We start from the raw sequence: 21235 nt of genomic DNA, 5'->3' as shown, positions 1-21235 counted from the left end.
ATCGTGCAAGAAGACTTTGTGCGCATGGGGTTACATGGATACGGGTATATCGGACGGATTCACGTCCTAGCGAGCCAACTCCATATAGCTGCTGGGCAAACTGCGCCGAGCATCAATTGGGAATCTGCCGTCGTCCGGGATTTGGGGACGGCTGCTGCCAAACAGGCCCGCCGGGTATTTCCGTTCGTCACGGACGACATCAGCGCATTGTCGGAGAGGAATCTCGAGGCCATTGACATCGCATCGCCAAATCACGCGCATCTGGCGCCATTCCAACTGGCTGTGGAAAAGGGATGGAGCATTTATTGCGAAAAACCCATCAGCCACGATTTGTCCGAAGCAACCGAGATGGTGGAGGCCGCATCACAGGCCGATCTCGTGACGCAAGTTGCCTTGGTCTATCGCTTTCATCCCGCCGTGATCGAGGCGCGCGACTGGCTTCTCTCCGGCAAGCTCGGTCGGCCGCTCACATTTCGGGCGGAGTTGCTGCACGGGGGATATTTGAATCCTGACAGGCCGATGTCATGGCGCCTTCAAAACGCTGCATCGGGCGGCGGCGCCGTCATGGATTTGGGCATTCACCTGTTCGATACGCTACACATGTTGCTCGGTCCAGTCGATCATCTCACGGCGACAACACGGACATTCATCGACTCCCGCAGGGGGCCCCACGGCACCGAGCCGGTCACAGTTGACGACTGGGCAAGTGCCACCTTGACGATGCGCCAGGGCACTGTGGGCACGGTGGAAGTATCCCGCGTGCACTATGGCCGCGAAAGAGATGTGATGGATATCGTCTGTGAGCGGGGTGTTTTACATATCCCGCTCGAACGTTACGAAGGGGTATCCGTGACCACACTTGATGATGGCATGTCCGTGCCTGTGTCGCATTCTCCTTCACTCCAACCGTTTTCGCCCAAGTACGCGCAAAGCACACTGCTCAATCTCCACGCTACAGGTCTGGCAGCATTCGCTTCCCGCATTCGCGGTGCCTCGGTAGACATTCCGGTACCCACGGTGGACGACGCCTTGGCCGGGCAGGCTGTCGCGCACGCCGTGATGGAATCTGGGCGTGCCGGTGGCGATCGCGTCAGCATGGACCGTTTTCTTGCTGCACACGGGTGCCTACCGAGAATCTATGCGCGGTGATGTGGGGAGGCGTGCTCTCATATTGTTTGTCACGAGTAGTGACCCTAAGCCTCTTATCAACTGTTGAAGTAGTGACCTTGTTCGAGATCCGCGATAAGTCCGGGGTGCACCGGCTGCCAGCCCAAGAGTTCCTGAGTCTGTACGCTTGACCCTGGAAATATACTCGGGATGTCGAGCGCCGCAATGGCGCCGAGAAAGCCGAAGTGGGCGTCTGCCTCTTCGCGCGAAATACTGACCACCGGCAGGTTCAGGTGCTTACCGATGACGCCGGCGATGTCGCGGAATGGCACCCCTTCTTCGGCGCGACCGTGTAGCCGTGAACCGGCTGGTGCCTTTTCCAACGCGAGGCGGTAGAGGTGCGCGGCATCAAGTCGGTGCACAGCCGGCCAGCGGTTGGACCCGTCGCCGATGTAGGCAGAGACGCCCCTGTCGCGGGCGATGTTGATCAGTCTCGGCACGAAGGCCTTGTCACCCTCGCCGTGGACGGACGGTGAAAGCGACACGATCGCTGTCCGCACCCCGCGCTCAGCCAGCGCCATGGCCTCGTTGTTCGATGCCTCCCCGTTGATGTGAGCGGTGATCACGAACGGCTTGCCGGAGCCCTCGAGCGCAGCCCCAATCGTCTCGACGGCGCGCAGATCGGTTGTGAGCGCGCTGGCGAGTTCCGAGAAGTCGGGTGTAAACGCCAGGTGAATGACGCCGTCCGCAGCGGCGGCGCCGCTGCGAAGGCGGTCGAGGTCGTCAAGGGCACCGCGGTGCACCTCGGCCCTAGCTTCCTTCAGAGCCGCGGCACCATTGTCTGAGCGACTAAGGCCCACGACTTTATGACCGGCATCGATGAGTTCGCGGACGATGGCGGAACCGATGTAGCCTGTGGCTCCTGTTACGAAAACACGCATCATGATATCCTCCTTAAGCTGTTGAGTTGTAGAGTCTACTTGAACAATTAGAGTCTAAACTATAGAGTGAACTCTAAGGCAATACATCTTGAGGAGAGATTTACATGAAGATTCAAGAGTTAGCTGACAAGACGGGTTTGACAGCCTACACAATTCGTTTTTATGAAAAGGAAGGCTTGTTGGACAGTCGGCATGTCCGGAGAGAGGAAAATAACTATCGTAACTATTCAGACGAGGCTATCGAACGTCTGAAATTCGTAAAGAAGCTTCAGGGCGTGGGTTGTTCGCTAGCCGAACTGAAGGAAATCTTGCAGGAACATGATGCAAATACGCGTACCCATCTACAAGTAATTGAATGGATTCGCCAAAAGATGAGTGAGATCGAACGTAAGAAGGACGAATTGGATCACATTCTTGGAACGCTTAACTGGATGTTGGAGTACAGAATGGCATTGATGAATGACCCAGAAAAGGCCAATTCGATGTTAAAGCTTCGACATTCTGATTAAGTCGTGCAGTTGGTTAAAGATTCTAATTGGATTGCTATTCTGCATTCCTTTTCGAGAATGACACAAGTATTACCGCGTTAGAAGCGTATAATCGCGCAATCCATCGGCCGAACTGTACTCGAGCTTTTGCTCCTTTGTTCAATAAACAACCTATCAAAAAACCAACTAACAAACCCAGTTTTGACGTAAGACCGCTACAGATTTCTGCCGATTAGATTGGCTGAAACAGGCTGCAAGCCGAGCTCTCTCGACCACACAGACAATTGACCTACATGGTGAATTTCGTGTGCGATGACATGGCGAGCAACTTCCCCATAGGTAAAAACGTCTCCTGGGTTCCAATCGACACTTATCGTTTTGTCTTCCAATGCTGATGTCCAGTGGGCAAGGAACGGTTTGACCTCATCACGAAACGCATGTGATAAATTACGCAGTTTATCCACGTTCATGTAATCCTCAAAATTAGGCTTTGGATCAGGTTTCCCCGCCAATGCTCCAATCCAGCTACCTTCTGCATCTACAACGTGAAACAAGGTATGCAAAATACTTCCGACTCCACCAATACGTGTTCGAATCAGTTCTTCAAAAGGAACTTGGCCACACCAGTCAAACCATTCATCCCGAACCTGCCAATTGTATTTAAACAAGGTTAACATCGTTCTACCTCCCTCGCCTTATATGAAGCAAGGCTGACCGTCCCCTGAGAAAGGGGCTGTAGCGGATGTTGGGATAAGCCCCTATGGATTTCACTCATTTTTGAAGTTGGTGCTGCCAGGGTGTATCCAAAAAGCCACGAGAACCAATGAGACTTCAGACATCCAAAAATCGTGTTACGACATCTAAGAAGTCTGCCTGATTAACAAAATGTACGCCGTGTCCAGCTCCTTCTATTGTGACCAATTCGCAGTTTGGAATCAGTTCAGAAACCTCTCTTAGTTTTTCCTGTGGAATATGACTGGTGGAGCCACCGCCTACAATTAAAGTCGGCGAGGTAATGTCGGTTAGACGTGTCCACCATTCAGGGTTCGGTTCGTTAAGTTGGTGAAAAATCGAAGGCACTACCAAGTAATCAAAAGGTAGTGGCTCGGATGGCTCAGAAGGTACGTCGAGCGGTTTTCCCGGAAACGGAGGAGGAGTATCTTCAACAACCAGACGTTCGACTCGTGATGGATGTGTTTCGGAGAAAAGGTACGCCACTGTTCCACCCATCGAATGACCAACCAACGTAAAGCTTTCCAACCCCAAGGCATTTGCAAAAAGATGTAAGTCTTCGCTCATGACTTCAAAGGAATATGTACCTGCTCTCGAACTTCCTCCGTGACCACGTTGATCTAGAGCCAAAACACGATACTTCTTACCAAGGACGGCAGCGACTTGATTCCACGACTGTGCATCTTGTCCCAATGCATGTAGCGCCACAAGCGGCGGTGCAGAAATATCACCTGTCTCATAGTATTGAAAATTCAATCCGTTCAGTTCAATTTGGTTCACACGTGTTTCCACCGGCATCTCTCCTGCCTTGATTTTGTCGTAAACACGGTTGTGAATCTAGACATCAAGTAACAATATTCCAGACACGTGTGAACATTTCCTTCCTAACACTAACTCTACTCCAGGTGTACAACAACGTTAGAGCGATCGAACTGATATTCATGCAAATGCGGCCCGCGGATGCTTTTACTGCGTTTGACAATTGGTCAAATCCATAAGCTATGAAAGTTGTCAATAAGGACAAACCTATAATCTGATCTTTGTTAAGATTATGACTATGTTACGGTAATTTGTACTGAAGTATCTAGTCAAAAATGAAAGGGCGTGGTTGTGATTCAGGAAAATGGAGTTGTCGTCGTGCGTCGAAACGCGTTTCACGCGATAGGACTAAAGTGGGAAGGTACATTTGCTGAAGCTGGGGCGGGTGGGATACGCGCCGTTCTTAAGGAGATGCAAGAGCGTCTACACGAGATCAAACAGGTCATCCATCCGGAAACGCTACTAGGACTGTCCTATAATTTGCAGCCTAGCTCCTTTACGCATTATGCAGCAGTTCAAGTGGCAGTGGTAGAAGATATTCCACAAGGGATGATGTCCATTTTTGTACCTGCCTTAACATATGCAAAGTGTCAGCACACCAAAGGGGGAAACATTGATGACTCCTATCAAAACCTTTTTGCCTGGATAGCGGCATAAGGCTACGAACTGGACAAAGAGGATGTAAGGCACTTTGAAGAATATCCAATGGAGCAGAATCCGTATGTAGACGACCCTGAGTTTTCCATCATGATCCCTATCATCGCGTGACTCTACTAACCAACAGGCAGCCGCGGCTGCCTGTTGGTCCTCCAGATGTCATATCTGATTAAGTCCGGCAATCAAATACTGTGTTCTTGCAGTAAACCCTCTCTATGATCTCCACATCTACCTTCGTGGCCTACCGTCTCATGCCTGAAAACCAGCGGAATAATTTTCTTCCGGCTCACAGAAAATCAAGGAAGCCGGTGTGGATAATGTAATGCCGCTTAAATGTCCTGACTGGCGTGATTTTGATCAAGCTTCCGGAAGGATTACAATAGAGGGTGATACTTGGGTGCACATGGCACCCAGGAAAATCGGCGTGGAGGGATGAATCATGGCAGGAGAGACGCATGCAGAAACGCAGTTGTGGATTGACGGTGAATGGGTGAAGACGGATAGGATCGTCCCGCTTGAGAATCCGCACACGGGCGAAACATTTGCCCATATTGGATACGCCTCGGTCGAACAAGCAAAACAAGCCATTGACGCTGCGGCAAAGGCCTTTGAAACATTTCGGCACACGCCTGCGTGGCAGCGCGCACACATTCTGCGGTCTGTCGCGGAGCTGATATCGGATCGGCGCGATGAGCTCGCGGAAACCATTTCCCGAGAAGCGGCCAAGCCAATGCGGGCAGCAAAGGCGGAAGTGGATCGAACCATTCAGACCTATTTGTTCGCCGCGGAGGCAGCGCGTGACATTCGCGGTGAGTCGATCCCCATGGACGCCGCACCACACGGTGAAAAGCACACGGCGTACACAGTACATAGGCCGCTTGGCGTCGTCAGCGCCATTACCCCGTTTAACTTCCCCATGAACCTCGTCGCACACAAGGTGGGTCCTGCCATTGCAGCGGGGAACACGATCGTCTTGAAGCCGGCTGAGCAAACACCACTGTCGGCGCTTGTTTTGGCGAAGTTGTTTAAGGATGCAGGACTGCCAAATGGTGTGCTCAACATCGTCACGGGCGACGGCAAGGAACTAAGTGAAGTGTTGACGACGCATCCGGATGTCGCATTTGTCACGTTCACCGGGAGCCCACGTGTTGGCAAGCTGATTCGGGCGCAGGCGGGGCTAAGGAAAGTGACGCTCGAGTTGGGATCAAATTCCCCCTTGCTTATCGATGAGGGTTTCACGGATGGGGAGTTGACGCAGATCGCGGAAGAGGCGGTCAATGGTGCGTTTAGTTACAACGGACAAGTCTGTATTTCCATTCAACGGATTTACGTTCATCAAAGCGTGTACGAGAAGTTTACCAAGTTGCTTGCGGATAAGGCCAAGGCACTCAAAATCGGCGATCCGCTCGACAAGTCAACCGACATTTCCGCCCTCATCAATCAACAGGCGGTCGATCGGCTGCAGTCTTGGCTTGACCACGCCATTTCTGGCGGCGCCAAGGCGGTGACGGGCGGTAAAATTGACGGCCGTGTCATTGAACCGACTGTACTCATCGACGTGCCCGAGGATGCGGAACTGCAACAAGAGGAAGCGTTTGGGCCAGTCGCTCTCGTTGCGCCGTTCGATGACTGGAACGAAGCGATCAACAGCGCAAATCGTTCGAAGTACGGACTCAATGCAGGTGCGTTTACGAAGAACATCGATCACGCCCTTGCCGCCGCCGCAAACATTCAAGCTGGAGCAGTACTTATCAACCAAGTACCAACGTTCCGCGTGGACCAAATGCCGTACGGTGGCGTGAAGGAAAGCGGAACGGGGCGCGAAGGCGTACGCTATGCCATGCAAGATATGATGGAGGTCAAAATGGTGGCTTTCCGTTCGGATGCGTTTCGCCGGTAAGCGGATCGAAAGCGGTACAAATGCGTGATCCGGTCATCAAGGACGGAACATTTCCATCGGCCATTCAAGCTCCTGGCCTCGAGCCGGGGGCTTACTTTCTTTTTCTTTCCAGTATCTCGTATTTGACCATCGATCCGCTGGGAACCGACATCCACACGCTGTTCGCGTCGTGATTGACGACCGTCATGCGATTTTCGTCCGCCATCTTTTGTATGGCTTCGTGACGATTATCGGCATCGACGGTTACGAATGCGGGATACCACTGGATCGATTCGTCTCGCATGACAGCATGAAAACGGTATTCAGTCACTGTGCGCACCTCACTCATTGTGTTCGATTTCGTTTGCCGCTCGACAACTTGAAGACACGACCCGTGTTATCTCTCCTAGGTCTGTGCGATATGATGTCCCCACGAGGTGAGCCCGACGTGTTAAACCGGTGGTCGGGCTCGCAAGTAGTTGATGGGGATTCCTTGGTGGCGAAATTTTTGTTCGTACTCAGTCTGGACATATTGGCTGGATAATTGAGAATGCTCCGGTTCACCTTCTGCGAAGCCGCGAAGAACACGCTCTAGGTGCCAGCCTGCGGATTCAAACGACGCGACAGACCATTCGAAAAATGGTAGGTTGTCGGTCTTTTGCTCAACGACACCGCGCTCTGTGAGTAAACGCTCGTAAATTGCGAGTTTACTTTTGTCCGTCAGACGACGGGGCTCATGGCGACTTTTTGGCCAGGGATCCGAGAAATTCAAGAAGAGACGCTCTACACTGTTTGGCGTCATTTTTTCTGCGATATCTTCGACGTCGCCAATGATAAAGAGAACGTTGGCCAGGCCGATCTCAACCGCGTTCGCAGCGGCCTTGGCGATGACGGTCATGACTTTGTCCACACCGATGAAAAATATATCAGGCCGAGCTTGAGCCATTTGATGAATGAATCCGCCTTTGCCACAACCAACTTCGATGCACACAGGCAACTTGATTGATGCCAGCGCCTCACGAATATCGTCCGTGTTGTTATTTTTTAGAACAGGTTTCCCTTGTTCCAACCATTCGGGTAAGTGATGTGCTCCACGATAGCGCAAGGTTGTCCTCCTTACTGTAGTTCAATACCAACGACTTAGCATGGTACAGATAGCTGCGAACACATGCAAGTGCAGTACATGGCATGCGAGACGGAATCAAACTTAGTACAATGAAACCACTCGGTTCAGTACTCGATGAGGTAGGAGAGTAGCCATGATGAAGATGACCCAACCACCATTAAACGAAGCGTTATTAATTATTGACATGTCGAACGATTTTGTAGCCGATGAAGGAGGTCTGACTGCTGGAAAACGTGCACAAGAAATAGTGCCTTACATTCTCAACCTTGCCAAGCAAATGTATGAGCGCGGTCAGATCGTAGCTATCTGTATGGATACGCACAATCAAGACGATGCGCACTTTCAAGAGTGGCCACCCCACAATGTCAAGGGGACCTGGGGACATCAGCTTTACGGGGATTTGCAGATGTGGTATGAGGCAGTGAAGGACGAACCCAACATCTTCTTCGTTCCCAAAGCGAGCTACAATGCGTTTTACAAGACGACTCTTGCGACCATGCTTCGGCAACACAACGTCGACACCGTGCACATTACCGGCGTGTGCACAGACATCTGCGATTTTCTCACCGCTGCAGGTGCCTACGACGAAGGATTTAAAACCATTGCCCATCGTCGTGGGTGTGCGACGTTTACGGACAACCACGAATTGTTTCTGCAGCAGATGAACGCGCTGTTTCACACGGCCATCAGGGGTTGAGATGGTCAGGCCTGCGACCAGTGCTGCCCCCCATCCGTAGTGCTTAACAGCGCGGGCTGAAGGTTGCCGTTTTGGATTAATAGCCAACCGGTTGACATATCGATCATTTGGAACTTCAGGACAGTAGAGGAACCACTGACTAGATTATCAGGGATAGTCCCGTCCGTCGCCCATGTTTGTCCTCCGTCCGCTGTACGCCGAATGACCAATTTTGTTCCTTGTCGTTCGATCGCGAGACCTGTGTCCGTGCTTGTCCACTGAACGGCCTGCACATCATCGGTTACTTTGCTCGCGACCGTGTGCCAGACGCCATGCTGATCTTCGTTCATGACGACCAACAGTTGTCCTGCGGCGGAACCCACAATGGCTGTGACGCGTGCGGAGTGACTATCCACCACTTGCGCTTGCAGAATTCGGATTTGCGAAACATTGTGAACGGACGCAGGCATATTCAATTGCTGCGTGGAGAAGTGACTTCCTCCGTCCGCAGAGGTGCCGATGGAGATGGTATTGGACAGCGGATCGACCCCGGCGACGATGCCGTGTTTGCCGTCCGGTGTCACATCTGCCATGACGGTGTCCCCATTATGTGGCAACTGGAACGCCGAGGTGTTGACCAGTTTAAACGTCACTCCGCCGTCCGTCGTACGATAGAGGTACTTGGGAGAAGCGCCGGTACCACCGTCGCCGACAAGCACAAGCCATCCGTTTTTCGCGGAAACAAACATCGACTCTTCAATGTTTGATGCGTCACCGGGCACCGAGAAGGATGAAGCTTGCCATGACGTGCCCCCGTCCGATGTGAAATATATGTGCGCCTTATCACCAGCTAACCACATGAGCCAACCGTGTGAATCGTCAAAGAACGAGCATTCAACGAAGTCCGATCCGCCCGGGCCATGGGACTCAAATGGATTTTTCGGCAACGTCGGCAGGGAAACGTTTGTCCACGTCTTGCCCGCGTTCGTCGTGTGAATCAGTTTAAATGCACTTTGATAGTAGCCCCACGCGTATCCTGATCTGCTGTCAAACATGGTGAGTTGGGCACCGTGCAAGTGGGTGGTATCTGCAAATGTGGCAACAGCACCGTTCGTGGTGGAACCGGAAGTCGAGCTGCCCGTTGGCGCAGGCTTGGCGCTCGAGTTTGACGCGGCCGATTGTTTAGCTTGTCCACTTGATGCAACGGATGGAACGGTTACTGTTGAGGCACACCCGGACAAAGAGAGCATCGCCAAGCAAACTGTCCCGGCCAGCGAGCCTCGAAGAAAACGCAAAGGAAACACTCCTTCTAGCAAAACGATTACCGCGATACAGTGGTACGTTCACTTTGCAATGCCCGCCGCCAATAGAGAACGCCATCGACTGTGAACACCCACAGAATGGACAGGCAGCCGGCCACAAGGAAGCCCAGCATGGGTAGTTGGCAAATTGGGCCAACAACAAACGCTATGGCTTGGGCCTCAATGGACGTGAACAGGGTAACGATGCCGAAATGCTGAAATAGCCACGTTTGCCTAGGGGTTAACAGCATGTTGGAACCCGCTGTTCGGCTCAAGTTTCGCGCCGATTCATCGGCTGCGGCAGGTGCCTTTTTCACTGTGCTGTCTGTCTTGACGAGAACGCGGCTGAAAAGGTACAGGAATCCGCCGATCCATGCCCAAGCTGGAAGTGGATGCAGCGCGTTCTGTCCCAGATAAATCCCTATCATAAGAATCGGTTTCTTGATTTCGTCAAACGTGTGGTCAATCCAGTGGCCCAACTTGGAAGACATGTTCATCTTGCGTGCTTTATAACCGTCTGCGCAATCGAGAATATAGGATAACTGAAAGAGCAGTGCACCAATGATGAGCGCGACAGGTGTACCGATGACGAAAACGCCCGCCGAAATGATAGCTATAACAAGAGAAATAATAGATATCTGATTTGGCGTGAGCCTTGTGCGACAAAGCCATTCCGAGATGGGAACAGACACAGGCAATGTTGTGTAGGTGTCCCATGGTTTCGGAAACCGAATAAATGGGTTGTCCGCGCACCGATAAAAATATGTGTTTGTAAACTTCAATGTAGTCCGTCCTTTTGAGTGCGAGTGTGACTCGCTGTAGCTGAGCTACTATCTGTTTTTATCTCTTGAATATGTCTTAGTTAAATTGAAAAATCATTGAAAATGCTCATGTTACTCGATAATCATCGAACCAATCCAGTTTTATGTCAAGTTTTAGGATGGCCCCAAAACCTGCATAGTTGACAAAAAAAGGATACGCGTCGCGAAACTAACCTACGCTATAATATCTCGCTGGTTCGCGAATTTCTCGTATTCCTTTGACTCCATGACGGACTTCAGGCGCAGAACGGCAATGGCCACATCCTCAAACGAGGTATACAGGGCGACGGGAGCAAGGCGAATGATGTTTGGTGCCCGAAAGTCTGGTATGACTTTGGCTGCCTTCAGTGCCTTGGCAATCCGGACGGCTTCGGGGTGTGTTAGTGCCACGTGACCGCCGCGCCGGGGTGCCTCGCGAGGGTTTATCACTGTGAACCCGTAGGATGCCAGTTCCGAATCGATGAGCGACATCAAATAATTTGTCAACTGCAGAGATTTTTCGCGAATTCGTTCCATGCGTGCTTCCTCGAATAAGTTCAGTGACCCGATAAGGGGCGCCACACTTAGCACGTGAGGTGTCCCGACTTGGAAGGCTCCAGCGTCTGTGGCGTGTCTGAGACTCGGTGTCATGTCAAACTGGGTTGACTTGTCTGAGCTAAACCATCCTGCAATTCCAGGTGAACTCCCGAGATGCCGCTCGTTCACATATAGACCCGCAACCCCACCTGGACCGGAGTTCAGATACTTATAGTGACACCAAAATGCAAAGTCGACGCCCCACTCGGATAGCGCGTGTGGCACAGCGCCAAGGGAGTGACATAGGTCCCATGCGATGAGAATGCCTCGATCATGCGCGGCTCGCGTTAAACGCGGTATGTCGAGCAGTTGTCCACTCCTGTAGAGAACGGACGGCAACACGATCAGAGCCACGTCATCCGCCATCGCCTCGACGATATCGTCTTCCTCGAGGAGATGTTCACTGCGACTTGAAGCGAGCCGCATATACGTCCCCGGATTCTGTCCGTGGAGCGACAAGTGGCTTGAAATCGCATACAAATCAGACGGGAATGTCAGTTCGTCGGCCAGAATGACATTCCGTTTGTCAGTCGGGTGATAAAAGCTAGACAAAATCTGGTGGAGGTTGATGGTAGTCGACCCAGTAACAATCACCTCTTGGGGACTGGCGCCGATCAGTTCTGCGACCCGAGCCCCCAGCTTTTCGCTCAGGTCATACCATGGGTACATCCCTTCTTGCCATCCGTCGATGGCGAGTGTTTTCCACTGTTCTATCACGCTGTATAGGGAATCCTCGGACGGTTTGGAGAGAAGACCGAGAGAATTCCCATCCAAATAAACGACATTCTCGTGCAGATAGAATTCACTGCGGAATGATGCCAGTTGGTCCCTGGCATCGAGTGCCCTTGCACCTGCTAAAATTTCCTCGTTGTTTGGCATTGCTAAACACCTCGCAGACGTCTGGATGGCAGTCTCTTATGGCTAGCATATCAAACTGAGCGGGGGGTATGGGGATGCTTCCGAAATGAATCAGTCTCTTCTATAATAAAAATAGCAGAGAGTCAACAACAGCCGAGGTTAGAAATCTTATGCCCTATCTACTCGGTTCAAGGGACGGCGAAAGGGGTCGCAGGTGTTGAAGGCATCGAACCGTTTATGGGGAAGCCTGGTCGCATTGTCCGTTGTCACAGCGGTTACTGCACCTTCGGTGGCACTGGCAGGGACGACAGATACACCCACCGCATCAAAAGGACAATTGGTGGCACTTGGTGATTCCATTACTTATGGCTACAATCTTGGCGACAACAAGGCGCCATCTCAGCAAGCTTTCCCGTACCTCATCGCTGAGCAACAGCATTTGACAACTGACGATCTCGGTGTCCCAGGCTGGACGAGTACGGATTTGCTCAACGCTTTAACCAACTCTTCGACGATGCAAACTGCCGTGAAGAATGCGTCTGTTATCACCATCGACATCGGAAGTAATGACCTACTTCAAACGGCGCTTACGTATGGTGCACTTCACGCGCTTGATGGGTCCGGTACATCTGATTTAGCGGACTCCTTGTCGTCGGCCGTGACCAAGATGGGCGAAAACGTGGGTCAGATTGTCAAGAGAGTCAAAACTTTAAACCCGAAGGCCGCAGTAGTTTTGTACAACATCTACGATCCCATTTCATCCACCGACAAGACCTTGTACCCAGTAGCGGAAAAGGCTATTGGCTCAGGGAATGTCGCCATCTCAAAAGTGGCTTCGCAGTACCATTTTCCGGTGGCGGATGCCTACGGTGCGTTGCATAATCACCCGGAAGACATCTTGGCAAACGATGTCCACCCAACTGTACAGGGGCAAGCCGTATTGGCGACACAAGGCGAAAAGGCGCTGTCAATCCTCCATGTTGGACAATATCTGAATTCACCTCAAGCGTGGCAGTCCATTTGGAACTGGTTCAAACAGTTTACACATTGGGGGTTGAACGGTTGACGTCCCTAGCGATAGGATGTATCTATCTCGGCAGAGAGTAGATTAACTACAATTGAAAGCGCTATCAATGAAAATCATACCATGTGACTAAATTTCCAGGTTGACACTGGTCAAAAGTGCGGGAGTGATATTCGATGATGGACTATCCGTTGCTTCTGAAATCTGTATTATATCGCGCGATCACGGTGTTTCCGGAGCAGGAAATAGCCGTTCGCACTGCTACGGGTATGAAAAGGTACACGTACGCTGACATGGCTAAGAGGGCTGCCAAGCTTGCCCATGCGCTGAAGGGGCTCGGGGTGGAAGTGGGGGATCACGTCGCTTCATTTGCCTGGAACAATTCACGCCATCTTGAACTGTACTACGGTGTGCCCTGTTCCGGCCGTGTTTTACACACTGTGAACATTCGTCTGTCGGGTGAACAAATCGTTTACACAATCAATCATGCGGAAGACAAAGTTGTTTTTGTTGACGAGGACTTGGTTCCGCTGTTTGTGTCCATTGCGCCTCACCTGAAAACCGTCCAGACATATGTCATTTTGACGGACGCACTAACGGTCGATGTGGATTTACCAAATGCTATAAGCTATGAGGCCCTCATTCAAAATGAATCAGAGCAATATGCGTACCCTGAATTTGATGAAAATACACCGGCCATTATTGGATACACATCGGCCACGACAGGAGATCCGAAAGGTGTCGTCTACTCTCATCGCGGGTTGTTTCTTCACTGCTTAACGACGATGACCGGACTTGTAGCGGTTGACGAACGCGATGTGACGATGCCTGTCGTCCCAATGTTCCATGTAAATGCGTGGGGAAGGCCGTATACAGAAATGTGGGCCGGTGCAAAAGTTGTGTTACCTGGCGAACGTCCAACAGCTGCTGACTTAGCCGATCTCATTCAGAACGAAAAGGTCACGTTTAGTGCCGGTGTTCCCACCATTTGGATGGGTGTTTTGAATCACGTGTTGGCAAACCGTGATCGGTACGATTTCAGTCACGTTCGATATCTCTTGTCTGGCGGCGCGGCCATGCCACTGTCATTGACAAAGGCATACCAAGAAGAGCTCGGCGTTACGTTGTTACAGGGATATGGTCAGACGGAAACCAGTCCTGTTACGTTTCTCAGTATCCCAAAGGCTCGCCACAGCAAACTAGCTGGGGATGAACTGTATCGTATTCGCACCAAGACGGGGCTGCTTGTACCGGGATTGGAGATCAAACTTGTCGACGGGAACGGGGTTGAGGTACCACACGACGGAGAGACGCGTGGAGAGCTGTTGATTCGTGGCCCCTGGGTCATCAGCGAGTATTACAAAAATCCGGAGGCGACGAAATCCGCGTTCGTTGACGGCTGGTTTCGATCCGGGGACATTGCGACGATGGATGCCGACGGATATTTACAGATTGTGGATCGGACGAAGGACCTTATTAAGAGCGGCGGTGAGTGGATCTCCTCGGTTGACTTGGAAAATACACTCATGTCCCACCCGGATGTCCTGGAAGCAGCTGTGATTGGCATTCCAGACGAAAAGTGGCAAGAACGGCCACTCGCGTGTGTGGTGGCTCGAACGGAGTCACGGTCAAAAGTCACGGAAGATGATTTGCGCAACTATTTAACGGAGAGAGTGGCTAAATTCTGGGTTCCCGACATATTTGTCTTCATCGACGAAGTTCCGAAAACGAGCGTGGGCAAATTCTCTAAGAAGACTCTGAGAGAATGGTTCCAATCGGGTAAGTTACTCGGTGAGCGAGTTTGAGCGAATGTGTTTGAAACCGGGCTGATGGGCCCGGTTTTTCTTAATGTCTAGAGTGTAACGGAATCAAGTCACCTGGTCTCTTCCTCATCGGACATGTTCTTTTTTCTGCTGCTCTCGGTTCGTTCATTCAGTCTACCCGTTTCCGTCATCATTCTCTGGAACTGAGGGAAACGTTTCATGAGTTGGAATACATCAAGTGGGTTCTGACCACGTTTATTCATCTTCTCGTTCCTTCCATTCAGGTATTTGGTTTATCTTTTCAACCGGTCTCAGATTTATGTTCGACAAATGGGAATGTCACGGGAAGTCACCGACAAACTGGCGGGTAAGTCTGTTTGTTGCACTGGACGAGATCGCCTAGTTTGGGTTACGCTCAACCGGGTAAGGGTACTTTAAACATCAACCGGCGTGAATGGGGATAGCCTAAAACAGACGTGTCGTTTATATTCAGTTTGTAAAGCCATTCTGCGGAACCCAGTGGTTAAATGAGGAATTTTCATGATCAAGACGTATTTCTATCAACATTCAGATGAGAGCATGCACCACGACGTGGACTTGAACCAGGTCGGTAGCCTGCTTGCAGACGAAAGGAACCTGTTGTGGGTGGACTTATTCGACTGGCAGCCGCGTGATCTGCAATGGATCGGGCGTATTTTTTCTTTCCATGCCTTGGCTATCGAGGATTGTATATATGATTCTCCGAGATCGAAGGTCGATCGCTACGACGGATACGACTTTTTTGAGTTGCACGCACTTCGCTACAACGAGGACAGTGACCCGGAAATCAACAGTGAGGAACTGAATGTCTTCTTGGGGAAAAACTACGTTGTGACGGTACATAAAAACCCGATCGGTTCCATTGGACGCATTGCCGACGTATCCAGAAAGACCCCTCACTACATGACGAAGGGCCCGGATTATCTGCTGTATGCCATCGTGGACGGCATCACGGATACGTATTTTCCTATTATCGAACGAATTTCAGCTCGTATTGACGAGTTGGAAGTCGAGATCTATGAGCATCCCGCACTGGCCATCACGGAGGAATTTCTGTCTCTAAAACGAACAATTGTGCTCATGCGTCGGGTCATCGATCCGCAACGCCGCATTTTTTCCACGGTGGGTACAGGAACAAGGTATACGTTTGAAGTACACAAGGATAATGTTCCGTACTATATGGACCTTACGGACCATCTGGAACGCGTCAGTGATTCCATCGATGTATTTCGCGACTTGGTGAGCAGTGCGTTGGATACATATTCGTCATACGGAACGGCAAAAACGAATGAAGCCATTCGAGTCTTGACCATCATCACGACCTTAACTGCTACATTGACGCTCATCACAGGCGTAATGGGAATGAATGTGCCGCTGCCATTCCAAAAAACATGGTGGAGCACACTTATTGTCGTCGCAGTGATGGTTGGCCTCAGTGTGTGGATGCTCCGAATGTTCCGCAAGCAAAACTGGATATAAGAGTATTCATTTACCTCCTCTTTGAGTTGTGATACCATAAAGGTTCACGAAAACTCAGAGCTGGAGGTATCTTTATGATGGAGTCGAGCGAGTTCGATTCTGCCCCTATGGATAAACTTCAGGAGGAACAAGCGCATTTACTGGATGTCCTCAATAAAATCCGCAAGCAATTCGGGCCGGGCGGTGCAACACTCCTCGAAATTGACGATTCCGACGACGCGGATGAAGCGCTGACAGCGGATGAAATTGCGGAAGCCACGGTGGAACAGTTGAAACTCGAGAAACTTCGGAATCTTCGCATTGCCGAGCGAGAACCTTATTTTGGCCGACTAGATTTTTGTGAGCGGGGCGGATCACAGTGCCACCGGATGTACATCGGAAAGCGCGGCATCGACGATCCCGACACTGCAGACCGAATGATCCTCGACTGGCGTGCACCAGCCGCCAGCATGTTTTATTCCTTCACCGGACAGGGAGAGGAAGCAGGTTACGAAGCGCCAGAGGGATTGATTCAAGGACGGGTGTTCCTGAAGCGAAACATTGTCGTTCGCGACAGCGAACTCCAGCGCGTCGTTGACAGCTACGTCCACGGACAAAGCCAAGCGGCCATAACGGACGAGTTTCTTCTCTACAGATTAGAGGAGAATAAGGACAGTCGGCTGCGGGACATCGTTTCCACCATCCAGGCAGAGCAGAACGACATTATTCGCGCCGACAGAAACTTGGCCATCATCATCCAAGGTGTAGCTGGAAGCGGAAAGACAACGGTGGCATTGCACCGGCTCGCCTATTTGTTGTATCAGCATCAGGATCGGATGCGGGCGGATCGGATGGTCATTTTTGCACCGAACTCCATGTTTGTGGACTACATTTCAGAAGTCCTGCCGGAACTCGGCGTTGGCGGGATTCAGCAGACGACGTTTGCCAACTGGGCACTGCGGGTGTTGGATTACGAAGTGGGTCTTCAAGATCAGAGCCATCGCCTGCGCGACTGGTTTGGCTTAAAGGACGAAAGAGCGCGTGCAGATGCGTACCGAGACGTCGGTACAAAGGGCTCTGTGGCCTTGATGGATGAACTTCACGAGTATCTTCAGCGATTCGAAGTAGAGGCTGTGCCGGACGAAGATTTTATACCGTTTGAGGGCAAAGTCCTTGCCAAGGACACGATTGAACAGTGGTACAGGCAAGACTATCGTAACTATCCGTTGGCGGATCGGCGGGATCGAGTACTTGCTCGCGTCAAGCGGTGGATGGAGATTTCCGTAAAAGAAAGCACTGAGGCGGATAAAAAATCACTCAAGCGGGCTGCTACGGCCAAGTATCGGGCATATGAAAAATTGTGGCCCACTCTGAAGCCCCTTAACTTGTACCGAGAATTTCTGGATTCGCACGGACAACTGAATTCCGACAGCATTTATCGTCCGAAAAAGCGCGGCGCTCGCGTTGAAGTTCAAGTCGAAGACTTGGCACCGCTTCTGTACATACATGCAACTCTTCATGGGGTGGATCACCGTGACAGGTTCGATCACGTCGTCATCGACGAAGCCCAAGACTTCTCACCATTTCAAATTGCCGTTCTTCGGGCTTACTGTCCCAGTGGCTCCTTCACTATCCTTGGCGATCTATCGCAAAGCATTCACACATATCAAGGGATAACGGACTGGCGCGAATTTGCAGATCTGTTTGAGGAGGGCGAGTCCGCATACTATCAGTTGGATGTCAGTTACCGATCGACGCTGGAGATTATCGAGTTTGCGAACCATATCATTCGCCGGTTTCGCCAATTCCGCGAAGCCAAACCCGTCTTTCGCAGTGGCGAGCAAGTGGTTGTGGAGGACATCGAGTGGAAAGTTCGGTTGGAAGCCGCTGCCGACAAACTGTATGAGTTAAAACGCGATGCCAACACGGTTGCACTGTTGACTCGCACGGAGGAAGACGCACATGTATACCACCTGGCGTGTCTGGAGGCAGGGCTTGATGCACACCTGATTGACGCCAAACAGACAGAGTATATGGGCGGTATCTCCATCGTCCCCATCTATTTGGCCAAAGGATTGGAGTTTGACTCGGTCCTCATCGTCGACGCGGACGCCCGCCACTACGACGAGTCACCTCTCTCGGCAAAGTTGCTTTACGTAGGGTGTACACGCGCACTTCACCGATTGTGCATCCAGTACACGGACGAGTTGTCGCCCCTTATCGACGCGAGTCATGGACAGCGCAACAGTACTGCGTCGTGATGCCTGTGGGAGATAGGTACCTAAGTGCTACGGTCGATACCTTATCGTGCCTCCGTCTAAAACTTCCACATGCGGTCGATTCCGCAAGTCTCGCATCAATTGTTTCAGGGCTTGGTCTTTTAGTTTTGCTTCGATCATGACGTCGATGTCCGTGTTATGTTCTCGAGCTATGTCTAAGAAGGAACACAGGGCGTCTGCGTCAATTGCGTCAGCGTGGGCACGGAATTCTTTCTCACTTTTTGGGGATGAGAAGTGAACGATTGGCTGAAGGCCGGTGTCGAGCCATGTGGAGAAGATACCCCCGAGAATCGTTGCCAGGTTTACACCTTCTTCGTGATTGCAGTTGTGATGATGCACATCAAGGGTCATGGGAACACTTAACTCATGGCAGATACGAAGGGTGTCGGCCGCGGTATACGTTTTGTCGTCGTTTTCAAAAATAACGCGATCCCGGATGCGCTTCGGGACCCGGGTCCAGTTGTCAATCAGCCGTTCGATGGCCGACGCCTTGTCGCCGTAACCGCCACCAACGTGGATGTTCAATTTGGAACGCTCGTCCAGGCCCATCGCCTCGAGCATATCGACGTGGCGGTTGAGATCGGCAACGGATCGGTCAAAGATGTCTACCTTCGGGGAATTCAAGACTGTGAAGTGGTCCGGGTGAAAACTCACGCGCATTTGGTGTTCCTTGACGTATTGTCCAATGTCTGCGAAAGGCTCTGCTAAAAGGGCCATGAAGTCTAGACTGGACGTGACTTCATGGCCGTACAGCGGAATGAGTTTTGAGGAAAACCGGTAGACATGGATATCTTCGTAAAAAGCATATTTGAGAATTCGTAATGTGTGAGCGAGGTTTTCCTTGGCAAGTCCGACGACTCGTTGCTTGGCTGCATTTGTGTCCTGGATTTTGTTAAATGTGGTCAACGTGATCGTCTTTGACGGTGACGCATTTTGTAAATTCAGTGCCATCGCCACAAAGCCGAAGCGAACAAGCATGGTCAACCTCCTAAGAATTAGACAGGCCCCGGAAAACGCGCAACCAGCGCTACGAAGTTCTCGGCAATCGCCAGCTCATGAAGATGACAAGGCAGCCCATTGCTACCAGCACAATTCCAAGGGTGTGCAGGTTAGCGGTCGACAGGTGCGGTCCGAACAGGAACCCGAGAAGGATCGTTGATAAGATTGTTCCCATGTACCGCGCCATTTGAAACAAGCCCGATGCCGTGCTGATGATTTCCTTCGGGCTGACACGAAACAGAGCGGTTTGCAGGCCAACGTTGTTGAAGCCATTGCTCAGCCCCATGACGGACAGTACAATCACCAGCCACCAGACTGGACTGTGGCCGTGCAACGTCAAATACAGAAGACTCCCCGTAACCATGAGACACCCGGCTAAAATGAGCGGCGGACGCGATCCCGACTTGGCCACCCACCGACCCGTGATAGGAGACGTGATGACGCTGAATCCGGCGATACAGAGCATCAGCAAGCCCGTTTGTTGCGTATCGAACAGGCGGACTTCCTGCAAGTAGGTGGGCATCCCGAAGAATACGGAGTAGAAGATAATGTTGACGACAGTAAACTGCACCAGTACGCCAGTTAATGGCAAGTTCTGACGAAACAGATTGAAGCTGAGGAACGGATGCCGAGTACGTTGCTCGCGCCAGCTAAAGGCCGCGAACCCAAGGACGGAGAGCGGCAGTGCCCACCAGCGAATGTGTCCAGTCAGGGAGAGCAAAAACAGAAGAGCTGCGACGATCCCGACGGTGAACAAGAGAATCCCGGGGATGTCCATTTGTTGAATGACCGACCGCGATCGATTGGCATCAGTGGTGGGGGCATTGGTGGTTCGGCGGGACCGGCGATCCGACGGCAGGACCCAAATGGCAAAGAGAAAACTGGCGATGGTAAAGGGAAAGTTGACCCAGAAAATGCCCTGCCAGTCGAAATAATGCATGGCGATACCACCGATCGACGGGCCAAAGGCCGCAGCGCCGGACGAAAATACAGCCAAGATGGCCAGGGCTTGCGACTGGCGTTCGGTGATCACGTGTTGTACGATGCCCATCCCGGCTGGGTAAACGGCACCGCTGCCGAACGATTGAATGAGGCGAAACACGATGAGCCACGCAAAACTTGGCGAGAAGGGCGCTAAAATACACGATCCCGCAACGAGTACTAGACCGATGAGAAATAGCCGTTTGCGTCCGAGCAGATCAGCGAGGCGGCCCATGATGGGCTGAGCGATGGCGCTCGCAAGGTAATAGGATGAGATAAGCCATGAGGCCGTTGTGAAACTGACATGGAACACGTGCTGGAATCGGGTCATCGCCACAGCAATGAGCGACGAGTTCAGTGGATTAAGAAGCACACCTAAAGCGATAGTGAATAAGAATAGGCCACGGCGCTTTACCCGGGTCGGCTCGTCTTGTTTCGTTTGACGTGTGACTTGGCTCAAGTGCTGTAACCCTCCTTTTCTGATGTGACTTGTACGTTTGGAATCTGACTCATTGTGAGTGTGCCGACGATTCCAAGAACGATGAATAGACCGACAAAACCCGCCACGCCGAGCCAGCCGTACTTTCCCCAGAACAAGCCTCCGATGGTACCACCGACGCTCGATCCGATGTAATAGAAGAATAAATAGAGAGATGACGCCTGAGCTCGTTCCCGTTGTGCACGGCGACTGACCCAACTACTCGCCAACGC

21 protein-coding genes are annotated in these 21235 nt (G+C 51.6%); 9 read left to right on the top strand and 12 right to left on the bottom strand.

Annotation, left to right across the window (positions count from 1 at the left end; translation table 11 throughout):
• Window positions 1–3: 3 nt before the first annotated feature.
• Window positions 4–1149 (top strand): Gfo/Idh/MocA family protein, encoded by a 1146-nt coding sequence (locus NZD86_RS17425; RefSeq protein WP_268043323.1) that lies wholly within the window; start codon window positions 4–6, stop codon window positions 1147–1149.
• A gap of 56 nt (window positions 1150–1205) precedes the next feature.
• Here NZD86_RS17425 and NZD86_RS17420 read toward each other — a convergent pair whose 3' ends face one another.
• On the bottom strand, window positions 1206–2048 hold the full coding sequence (locus NZD86_RS17420) for an SDR family oxidoreductase (protein ID WP_268043322.1): 843 nt from the start codon (window positions 2046–2048) through the stop codon (window positions 1206–1208).
• 104 nt (window positions 2049–2152) lie between these two features.
• Here NZD86_RS17420 and NZD86_RS17415 point away from each other — a divergent pair, with 104 nt between their 5' ends.
• Entirely contained in the window at window positions 2153–2557 is a 405-nt protein-coding gene (locus tag NZD86_RS17415) for a MerR family transcriptional regulator (protein WP_268043321.1), read from the top strand.
• 194 nt (window positions 2558–2751) lie between these two features.
• On the opposite strand, the gene NZD86_RS17410 is transcribed toward NZD86_RS17415, so the two are convergent.
• Both NZD86_RS17410 and NZD86_RS17405 read right to left on the bottom strand, forming a co-directional pair.
• A complete protein-coding gene (locus NZD86_RS17410; protein ID WP_268043320.1) occupies window positions 2752–3213 on the bottom strand; it encodes a DinB family protein in 462 nt (153 codons plus the stop codon).
• Window positions 3214–3367: 154 nt separating this feature from the next.
• A complete protein-coding gene (locus NZD86_RS17405; RefSeq protein WP_268043319.1) occupies window positions 3368–4060 on the bottom strand; it encodes an alpha/beta fold hydrolase in 693 nt (230 codons plus the stop codon).
• Between the two features lie 345 nt (window positions 4061–4405).
• Here NZD86_RS17405 and NZD86_RS17400 point away from each other — a divergent pair, with 345 nt between their 5' ends.
• Both NZD86_RS17400 and NZD86_RS17395 read left to right on the top strand, forming a co-directional pair.
• Entirely contained in the window at window positions 4406–4744 is a 339-nt protein-coding gene (locus NZD86_RS17400) for a GyrI-like domain-containing protein (protein ID WP_268043318.1), read from the top strand.
• Window positions 4745–5183: 439 nt separating this feature from the next.
• Complete coding sequence (locus NZD86_RS17395) at window positions 5184–6644, top strand: aldehyde dehydrogenase family protein (protein WP_268043317.1); 1461 nt, start codon at window positions 5184–5186, stop codon at window positions 6642–6644.
• A gap of 91 nt (window positions 6645–6735) precedes the next feature.
• Here NZD86_RS17395 and NZD86_RS17390 read toward each other — a convergent pair whose 3' ends face one another.
• Window positions 6736–6972, bottom strand: a complete 237-nt coding sequence (locus NZD86_RS17390; RefSeq protein WP_268043316.1) for a hypothetical protein — start codon at window positions 6970–6972, stop codon at window positions 6736–6738.
• 102 nt (window positions 6973–7074) lie between these two features.
• Window positions 7075–7728: a tRNA (guanosine(46)-N7)-methyltransferase TrmB gene (trmB, locus tag NZD86_RS17385; RefSeq protein ID WP_268043315.1), complete on the bottom strand. Its 654-nt coding sequence runs from the start codon at window positions 7726–7728 to the stop codon at window positions 7075–7077.
• Between the two features lie 154 nt (window positions 7729–7882).
• Here trmB and NZD86_RS17380 point away from each other — a divergent pair, with 154 nt between their 5' ends.
• Window positions 7883–8446: a cysteine hydrolase family protein gene (locus NZD86_RS17380; RefSeq protein WP_268043313.1), complete on the top strand. Its 564-nt coding sequence runs from the start codon at window positions 7883–7885 to the stop codon at window positions 8444–8446.
• A gap of 5 nt (window positions 8447–8451) precedes the next feature.
• Here the strand turns inward: NZD86_RS17380 and NZD86_RS17375 are convergent, their stop codons facing one another.
• The 3 genes from NZD86_RS17375 to kynU form a co-directional block, all read right to left on the bottom strand.
• On the bottom strand, window positions 8452–9720 hold the full coding sequence (locus NZD86_RS17375) for a YCF48-related protein (RefSeq protein ID WP_268043311.1): 1269 nt from the start codon (window positions 9718–9720) through the stop codon (window positions 8452–8454).
• A gap of 26 nt (window positions 9721–9746) precedes the next feature.
• Window positions 9747–10508 (bottom strand): CDP-alcohol phosphatidyltransferase family protein, encoded by a 762-nt coding sequence (locus NZD86_RS17370; RefSeq protein ID WP_268043310.1) that lies wholly within the window; start codon window positions 10506–10508, stop codon window positions 9747–9749.
• A gap of 213 nt (window positions 10509–10721) precedes the next feature.
• Window positions 10722–12002, bottom strand: coding sequence for a kynureninase (gene kynU, locus NZD86_RS17365; RefSeq protein WP_268043309.1), 1281 nt, complete (start codon window positions 12000–12002; stop codon window positions 10722–10724).
• Window positions 12003–12198: 196 nt separating this feature from the next.
• On the opposite strand from kynU, the gene NZD86_RS17360 reads away from it, so the two are divergent.
• Complete coding sequence (locus NZD86_RS17360; RefSeq protein ID WP_268043308.1) at window positions 12199–13047, top strand: GDSL-type esterase/lipase family protein; 849 nt, start codon at window positions 12199–12201, stop codon at window positions 13045–13047.
• Between the two features lie 134 nt (window positions 13048–13181).
• Entirely contained in the window at window positions 13182–14810 is a 1629-nt protein-coding gene (locus NZD86_RS17355; RefSeq protein ID WP_268043307.1) for a long-chain fatty acid--CoA ligase, read from the top strand.
• A 68-nt stretch (window positions 14811–14878) separates the two neighbouring features.
• Here the strand turns inward: NZD86_RS17355 and NZD86_RS17350 are convergent, their stop codons facing one another.
• Window positions 14879–15031, bottom strand: coding sequence for a hypothetical protein (locus NZD86_RS17350; protein ID WP_268043306.1), 153 nt, complete (start codon window positions 15029–15031; stop codon window positions 14879–14881).
• Between the two features lie 277 nt (window positions 15032–15308).
• Here NZD86_RS17350 and NZD86_RS17345 point away from each other — a divergent pair, with 277 nt between their 5' ends.
• Entirely contained in the window at window positions 15309–16286 is a 978-nt protein-coding gene (locus NZD86_RS17345; RefSeq protein ID WP_268043305.1) for a magnesium transporter CorA family protein, read from the top strand.
• Between the two features lie 74 nt (window positions 16287–16360).
• The gene (locus NZD86_RS17340) at window positions 16361–18526 is read left to right on the top strand and encodes a HelD family protein (RefSeq protein WP_268043304.1); all 2166 of its coding nucleotides are present in this window, start codon (window positions 16361–16363) and stop codon (window positions 18524–18526) included.
• 27 nt (window positions 18527–18553) lie between these two features.
• On the opposite strand, the gene uvsE is transcribed toward NZD86_RS17340, so the two are convergent.
• From uvsE to NZD86_RS17325, 3 genes are read right to left on the bottom strand one after another with little or no spacing between them, the layout of a single operon-like run.
• Window positions 18554–19522 (bottom strand): UV DNA damage repair endonuclease UvsE, encoded by a 969-nt coding sequence (uvsE, locus tag NZD86_RS17335; RefSeq protein ID WP_268043303.1) that lies wholly within the window; start codon window positions 19520–19522, stop codon window positions 18554–18556.
• A gap of 49 nt (window positions 19523–19571) precedes the next feature.
• Window positions 19572–20984: an MFS transporter gene (locus NZD86_RS17330; protein ID WP_268043301.1), complete on the bottom strand. Its 1413-nt coding sequence runs from the start codon at window positions 20982–20984 to the stop codon at window positions 19572–19574.
• On the bottom strand, window positions 20981–21232 hold the full coding sequence (locus tag NZD86_RS17325; RefSeq protein ID WP_268043299.1) for a hypothetical protein: 252 nt from the start codon (window positions 21230–21232) through the stop codon (window positions 20981–20983). The genes NZD86_RS17330 and NZD86_RS17325 overlap by 4 nt, the downstream gene beginning before the upstream one ends.
• Between the last annotated feature and the right edge of the window lie 3 nt (window positions 21233–21235).

The sequence above is a fragment of the Alicyclobacillus dauci genome, assembly GCF_026651605.1.
Taxonomy (GTDB): domain Bacteria; phylum Bacillota; class Bacilli; order Alicyclobacillales; family Alicyclobacillaceae; genus Alicyclobacillus; species Alicyclobacillus dauci.
This window is presented reverse-complemented; position numbering and strand designations above follow the sequence as displayed.

Coding starts and splice junctions, on each gene's coding strand:
- NZD86_RS17350 (WP_268043306.1), bottom strand. CDS start 15,031: ATGAATAAACGTGGTCAGAACCCACTTGATGTATTCCAACTCATGAAA.
- uvsE (WP_268043303.1), bottom strand. CDS start 19,522: ATGCTTGTTCGCTTCGGCTTTGTGGCGATGGCACTGAATTTACAAAAT.
- NZD86_RS17355 (WP_268043307.1), top strand. CDS start 13,182: ATGATGGACTATCCGTTGCTTCTGAAATCTGTATTATATCGCGCGATC.
- NZD86_RS17410 (WP_268043320.1), bottom strand. CDS start 3,213: ATGTTAACCTTGTTTAAATACAATTGGCAGGTTCGGGATGAATGGTTT.
- NZD86_RS17415 (WP_268043321.1), top strand. CDS start 2,153: ATGAAGATTCAAGAGTTAGCTGACAAGACGGGTTTGACAGCCTACACA.
- NZD86_RS17345 (WP_268043305.1), top strand. CDS start 15,309: ATGATCAAGACGTATTTCTATCAACATTCAGATGAGAGCATGCACCAC.
- NZD86_RS17420 (WP_268043322.1), bottom strand. CDS start 2,048: ATGCGTGTTTTCGTAACAGGAGCCACAGGCTACATCGGTTCCGCCATC.
- kynU (WP_268043309.1), bottom strand. CDS start 12,002: ATGCCAAACAACGAGGAAATTTTAGCAGGTGCAAGGGCACTCGATGCC.
- NZD86_RS17395 (WP_268043317.1), top strand. CDS start 5,184: ATGGCAGGAGAGACGCATGCAGAAACGCAGTTGTGGATTGACGGTGAA.
- NZD86_RS17390 (WP_268043316.1), bottom strand. CDS start 6,972: ATGAGTGAGGTGCGCACAGTGACTGAATACCGTTTTCATGCTGTCATG.
- NZD86_RS17340 (WP_268043304.1), top strand. CDS start 16,361: ATGATGGAGTCGAGCGAGTTCGATTCTGCCCCTATGGATAAACTTCAG.
- NZD86_RS17380 (WP_268043313.1), top strand. CDS start 7,883: ATGATGAAGATGACCCAACCACCATTAAACGAAGCGTTATTAATTATT.